The sequence below is a fragment of the Xenorhabdus szentirmaii DSM 16338 genome, assembly GCF_002632585.1.
Taxonomy (GTDB): Bacteria; Pseudomonadota; Gammaproteobacteria; order Enterobacterales; family Enterobacteriaceae; genus Xenorhabdus; species Xenorhabdus szentirmaii.
Genome location: NZ_NIBV01000002.1, coordinates 341543 through 349012, shown reverse-complemented (window position 1 = coordinate 349012; position 7470 = coordinate 341543). Strand labels below are relative to the sequence as shown.

Sequence of the window (7470 nt, the reverse complement as noted above, 5' to 3'; positions counted from 1 at the left end):
AAGTTGACAGTTTGGTACTAATTGTCAACTAAAAAGGGATGGCAGCACTACTCTGGGACGAGTCAATACCACCAGAATTAAATGACATCTGGTGTGGGTTATGTTGATTCAGAAGGTTAATAAATATGTTAGAAAAACAAGACAAGCAGTGGGCAGAAAAATCTAGTCACCACCTCAAACGGGTAGCATGGGTGAATATCTTTGCTCAAGTCGCCTTTCCCGTGGCAGCAGCGTTTACCCCTGCTGTGGCAATGGCTCCCAATGAGCATCAAGTCCAGAAGGCTTCTGCGCATACTAAGCAAACTCGCCCTTACCGATTAAGCGCCGGTGAAAGTGTCAAAACCGTGGCAAAACGCCATGGCCTGACGGTCACAGAATTAAAAAAACTCAATCAACAGCGGACATTCAATAAACCATTTACTGCGCTAAGTGCCGGCGATGAGATTGAAGTTCCACATTCTGTGTCTGACAAGCTGTTGGCAGATAACCAGAAGCACGCTTCCGCTGCGGAAATTCCCGCTAATGCCATCCACCAAGAAGCCATTGATCAAAATAACATGAATCAAAAAGCTATTGGTCAACAAAACACGGAACCGAGCACAACGGAACATTGGTTAGCCAATGCGGCATCTCGTGCCGCCGGTATGCTGAAAAGTGGCAACATTGTGGACAATACCAAGAGCCAGCTGCAAGGGATGGCCGTCGGTGAAGCGAATCAGGCCGTGCGCAATTGGCTGCAACGCTACGGTAACGTAAGAATACAGGCCAATATTGATGATCGCGGGCGGCTGGACGGCAGCCAGTTTGATATGTTGCTGCCACTGTACGATACCAAGAAACACCTGACATTTACCCAAATTGGTGTACGCCACATTGACAGCCGTACAACGGCAAATTTCGGGTTGGGTCAACGCCATTTCTTTGACAGCGGCATGTTTGGCTATAACGCCTTTCTTGATCATGATATTACCCGGGACCATACCCGCTTCGGGATTGGTGCGGAGTATGCCCGTGACTTTATTAAATTCGGGGCCAACGGCTATTTCCGTGCCAGTGGCTGGAAAGATGGCAAGAAACTGGCTGAGTATGAAGAGCGTCCGGCCAATGGTTTTGATCTCCGGGCAGAAGGATATCTACCAACCTATCCGCAATTGGGGGGCAAGTTCATCTACGAGCAATACTTTGGAGATGAAGTGGGTTTGTTGAGTGAAAAACAGCGACAGAAAAATCCGGCTGCCTTTACCCTCGGCATGAATTACACCCCTATCCCGCTGGTGAAGCTGGGGCTTGATCGCCGCCAAAGTGCCAGCGGTGGCGGGGAAACCCTGCTGAATTTTGGCCTCAATTATGAGATTGGCACCCCGTGGTCAAAACAGATTGATCCTGATGCCGTGGCCTTCAAACGTACCCTGCAAGGCGGGCGCTATGATCTGGTCGAACGTAATAACCAAATCGTGCTGGAATACCGCAAGAAAAACCTGATACGCCTGATGATGGAAAACCGGATTAGTGGGCGCGGTGGTGCCATCATTCCCCTGAATGTCAGCGTCAGTACGAAAAATGGCCTGAAAGAGATTGTCTGGGATACTGCCAATCTGGTGGCAGGGGGCGGTAAACTGGAAGCCGCGAACGTCCAGTCCACTCGCAGTGAAGGTGGCGAGTTATTCAAAAGTGCCGCCGCCTCATCGGTCAGTGGCGGAACGCATTACCTGCTGACCCTGCCGCCATACAATGAGAAAGGCAATAATACCTACAGCCTGTCTGGTGTAGCCTATGACAAACAAGGAAATGCCTCAGAGAGAATGGAAGCTCAGATAGTGGTCATCGCTTCTGCCGTCGATTCGACGGGTTCCGGTTTTGAGCCGGCCAATAAATCCATGGTGGCCGATGGCAAAACCCAAACTGTTATCCGCCTGAAATTAACGGATAAGAACGGCAAGCCAATCAGCGGCGCGGCAAGCAACATTACCCTGACAGATGATAAATCTAAACTGACGGGTGACGGCAAAGATCCTGTGTTGGGCACGGAAATCAAGGAAGTCCCTGAAGGCAGTGGTATCTATGAAATTACGGCTACCGCCGGTACCAAACATGGCAAATGGACTATCAATCCCAAAGTTGACGGAAATGAACTGACCCCGACTGTCATTGATTTCGGGGATTCATTAGCCAACATGGTGGATACGGACAAAACCAAATTTGAACCGGACAATGGTAATCTGAAAAACGAAGGTGACGAGACAGATATTGTCCTCCATCTGACTGACAAGGACGGCAAACCGATTACCGGAGCAGTAGACAAAATCAAGTTGACAGAAGACAAAAGTGATCTGTACGGCCAAGCCCCGGAGCCGACTGTCACCAGCATCAAAGAAGATCCGGCCGGCAGTGGGATTTACAAGGCCAAGGTTATCGCCGGCAAGAAAAAGGGTACCCTGAAAATCACCCCAAATGTTGATGGTAAGGAATTGAAACCAACTCAGGTAACCTTTGGTGAGTCACTGTCGGAGATAGTAGATCCCAAAGGCTCGGTCTTTACGCCGGAAACGAACGTGCTGACAGCGGATAATGAAGACAGCACCATCATGACACTGCACTTGGTAGATAAAAAAGGCCGCCCGATCCCGAATGCCAAAGACAGTATTACGTTTGAGGATAACGGTGACCAGCTGACCGGGAACGGGAAAAACAAACCGGTCATCGACAAAGTGTGGGAAGAGCCCGCTGGCAGTGGCACATATAAGGTGAAAGTCAAGTCAGGGGATAAAACTGGCAAGTGGGAAATTACCACTAAAATAGACGGCAAGCCACTGGAAAACAAAACCGCCATCAACTTCGCCACCAATAAGGCTGATCTGGTTGATCCGGGCAAATCCACGTTTACAACCAAAAATGGTGGGCCGCTCAATCCGGGGGAAACCATGGAGATTGAGGTGGATTTGAACGACAAAGATGGTAGCCCCATCAGCGGCGTGGAAAAAGAGATCAAGCTGCTACCGGATGACCATGAACTGTATGGCACAGGCAGTATGCCGCATTATGGCGAATTCAAAGAAACCTCACCGGGCAGTGGTAAATATGTAGCGACTGTCACCGCCGGGGAGAAAAAAGGCAAATGGAAATTAACGCCGGAAGCGTTTGGTAAGCAGATAGGAAAACCGGAAACCATCACGTTTGGACAGTCATTGGCAGAAATCTTGAACCCTGAAAGCCCCGGTGTTGAGCCAGTCGATGGCAAGGCCCTGCCGGCGGATGGCGTTACCAAGAAAATCCTGAAGATTACATTGAATGATCAAAAAGGACAGCCTATCTCAGGTGCCAAAGACAGTATCAAAGTAATCCCTGATAACTCCAACCTAACGGGAGAAGGCAAAGACCCGAGTATCGGGGAAGTGAAAGAAATCGGCAATGGGGTGTATGAAGTGGAAATCACCGCCGGTAAGAAGACAGGCAAATGGGTGCTGAACACGACCATTGACGGCACAAAAAACCAACAGCCCATTGAACTGGAGTTTGATGAAAACAAAGCACCAAGTGTTAGCATCGATTATCTGGAGGGAGAGCTAACCATAGGCAAGACATTGAAAGCAAACTATAAGTTTGAAAGCAATGGCAGTAATGCCACTGACCGTTCGTTCTATGTCTGGGGTGAAAAAGGCACAACGGCCGCCCGGGTGGTGGAACTGGCGAAATCGGCTGGCGCAAAAGAACCGATAGAGCTGGCACAGAAAAACGGGGAAGGCCGGGTTAATAACGGTGAACCAATAACCTACGTCATTCAGGAGAGTGACAACAATAAAGTATTGGAAGTCTCAATATTGGCAGCGAATGGTGCCGATCTGCGGGCCAACGGCCCGGAAACCGCCCTGGCCGTCTACGATCCGAATAACCCCGGGAGAATTACCGGTGGCAATGGCAGCGGTGGGGTTTCTGATCCAACTGCCACTGCTAAGGTTGACGATCTTGAACTCACCGGTGAACTTACTTTACCAATGATCCTGAAGGCTCACTATAAGTTTGAGCCGAATGGTGGAGATGCAAGGGATCAATCACTTTATGCCTGGGAAATAAAAGGTGAGGAAAAGGAAGTCAATACCAAAGACTGGAAAAAAATTACCCAGACCAGCCAGAATGGCCAAAAAGGTCAGGTGGATATCAGTCTGGCAGAAAGTGATGCAGAGAAAGTGGCTGGTAAGCTGATTGTTGTATCCATTCTGCCGGTTAACGGACTCCAACAGAAGAGTTGGGATGCCATTGGTACTCTCACCACAGATCCGGACGATCCGACGAACAATACCTCAGGTGGCGGACGAGATGAAAAAGGTCAGGAAAACGGCACTATCGTAAACCCAAGCGCTATGCCGATTATCAGCAAACTGACGCTTAACGGCTTTTTGGTGATGGACCATGAGTTAACGGCCACTTATCACTTTGATGCCAATAAAGGCTTTCCGGATGATAAATCTGAGTATGAATGGTATCGCCTGAGCAGTACGCCAGATGAGCCTGCTAAGCCAAATGAAAACTCAGCAGAGCTAATAGCAGGTGCATCAGGCACCGTAGACAAATCAGGGCATATTCCCCTTTATATCCCCAAACAGGAGGACTTCGAAAAGTTCATCGAACTCCGGGTATATCCTAAAAAGCGTGGTGAGGCACGTAGCAATACCCCTATAAAGGTGAATACAAGCAAACAATACGGAGATATTGGTGACAGTAAAAACCTGTCGGGTGCAGGAGATGGGTTCGGCAGGGTAATGGACCCCAAAAATGCACCAATAATCAAAGACATGAATATGTCAGTAGAGGAGAAGGATGGCCAGAAACACCTGATCGCAACCTATACTTTTGACAATAATCAAGGGGACTCAATAGATAATTCTCGGTATTTATGGGGCGCTTTTGCTGTTGGTGAAGAACGAACAACCACAAGGGATGTCGCGTCCAAGAATCAATTTGTAGAAGCAAATCAAGATATTAACAAACAGCCTCATAAGGTTCCCTCATACCCATTAAAGCAAGAAGATTATGGCAAAATCATTGAGTTAACGGTACAGGGAAAAAATGAGAATAAGAAAGATGGTCAACCCGAAACGATCAACAGCCTCCAGCTCGTCGACAGTGGGCTAGTCAATGCGGATGGTACAATGAAAGGGATCGCGGGTAGTTTCAAAATAACACCCGATAAAGCTGAAGTGGACGCAGATGGCACTGATGCTGTTATGGCCAAGAAAGGTGAAACCATTAAACTGACCATCCATACGAAAGGACAAGATGGCAGAGATATAGGTGGCGTACCTGTGACCATCAATCTGAAAGCCGAGAATCGTAAACAGGTTCCGGAAATAGTGACAGTAAAATTGGAAAAGGAAACTGGTGCACTGGAAAGTAACGGCAGCGGGGATGTTTACACTGGACATACGGATGAAAAAGGGGATCTCATTATCGAGGTCACTGATCCTGATGGTATTGGGACAAGGACAGAACTGGTGGTCACAGTGAATGATGACGGAAATAAACTGAATGAACAAAAACAGGATGTTATTTTTACCGTAATTACCAGCCCGAATACATCTCTGGCCAAATATTGGGGGCATATGACAGAAACAGTGACTGCCGGGAAGATAACGTTTGAAAGACCAAAGTTATTTGAAGAGCTCAAAGCAAGTGGTGAAGCAAAAGATCTCGTTAGCACTCCAGTTGGAAAAGAAGATTATCCAATAGGTAATTGGGACAATATATCAAGGCATTGTACTAATGGCATTGCAACTATAGAAGAAACCAGAAATCTAATGGAACAGGAAACAAATATGACTGATAAGTATGGTTGGCCGGGCGTTTATTATACAACCAGCAGTTATGAATTAGATTCAGCTCAAGCTAAAAGATTTTACAGGAAAAACCTAGAGACTGGCAATGAGCTCTTTTATTATGGCACATCACCAAATCATTTTGTCAGTTGTAAAAAATGAGAGGCTGTATTTTATTAAGGTATACGAGTCCGGATACTATTATCAGCTCAATACCATGATATAAAAGTTAAAAAAACGGCCCCTTTATTGCATCTGCCAACAATAAGGGGTCGTTTTTTATTTCAGTTATGCAATGGAAATCCGGGCAGGAAGCCGACAAAGAAATTGCAGGTGTTAAACGGAGAAAGGTATCACTAACAAAAGTATTTAATACCAATTAATCCCCCCTCCTCAAAAAAACTGGCACATGCTTTTGCCTAAAACGATTTATGATCTGTTCCTTATTACGCCTTGTTGCAACCATCAAATTTTATTGCACACAAATAATAGATAGACTAATCTGTCTAGAAATAGACTTCTCGCTTAAGTAACCATCTGTAAGGACGATCAATGGCAAGAAATCTCCCCTTTCTTCTTGGCTTTTGTTTTTCCATGTTCATTTTTCATGCCCATGCCAAGCCCCCTCAGGAGCAAATGCGTGTTTCCACCACAACGATGCAGGCAGTACCATTTGCTCCTTCTATTAAAATTCTGGGATCTGTGGTTGCCAAAAATGAAATTGCGATAACCCCTGCACTTACCCAGCTTGTCATTACCAGTGTTTTGGTTGAAGAAGGCGATCATGTCAAACAGGGGCAGGTTTTGGCGACGCTGGAAACGCCGATTCAGGATGAGAAAGTCAAAAGAGCACAAGCGGAGCTGGAGAAAGCCCGGGCTTTGATTCAACAAAATGAGGCCATGAATAATCAGGCCCAGTCTGAGCTTAAGCGAGCAAAATCGCTGAATGCTACCGGCGTCATTTCTGCCAGTGAATTCGACAAGTTCATCATGGAGGCAAATTCATCATCATCTGCCTTAAATGCCGCAAAAGCAGAATACCGACAGTTACAGGCACAATTGGCCGAAGAAAAAACGCAACGAGCCAAAACCACCATCATTGCACCAACAGACGGGATTATCAGTGAACGTGTCGCCATAAGCGGCATGATGACTGATACCAACTTCTTGTTTAAGTTAATTGAAAATAACCAATATGAATTTTCCGCTGAAGCCTATGTTTCTCATTTAAAACAGATAACGCCCGGCTCTGCTACGATTGTCTCCCTGACTGAGGGAGAGAAAATCTCCGGCAAAGTGAGGTACATTTCCCCCAAAATTGATCCCATAACTCAAATAGGAAAAATCAGGGTTTCCCTTGAAAATGTTCCCAAAGATATCAAGCTGGGCGATTTCGGCTCTGCCCTATTTCAATTTAAACCCGAAACAATCAATGCCATTCCTTATAGTGCTGCCAATATGTCTGATAAAAATACCGCGAGCGTCTTTATTGTGGGTAAGGATAATGTTGTCGAGAAAAAACAGGTTGTCACCGGACAGGTGTTTGATAACTGGATTGAAATAAAGTCAGGATTATCATCAAAAGATAAAGTCATTGTTTCTGCTTCGCCATTCCTACAGGAAATGGACACTGTTTCTATGACATCACAGGAAAAATAAG

The 7470-nt window shown here is 46.3% G+C and carries 2 protein-coding genes; both read left to right on the top strand.

What is annotated here, in order from left to right:
• Window positions 1-125: 125 nt before the first annotated feature.
• Entirely contained in the window at window positions 126-5972 is a 5847-nt protein-coding gene (locus Xsze_RS11495) for an inverse autotransporter beta domain-containing protein (protein WP_051462421.1), read from the top strand.
• A gap of 390 nt (window positions 5973-6362) precedes the next feature.
• Entirely contained in the window at window positions 6363-7469 is a 1107-nt protein-coding gene (locus tag Xsze_RS11490; RefSeq protein WP_084616266.1) for an efflux RND transporter periplasmic adaptor subunit, read from the top strand.
• The last annotated feature ends 1 nt before the right edge of the window (window position 7470 follow it).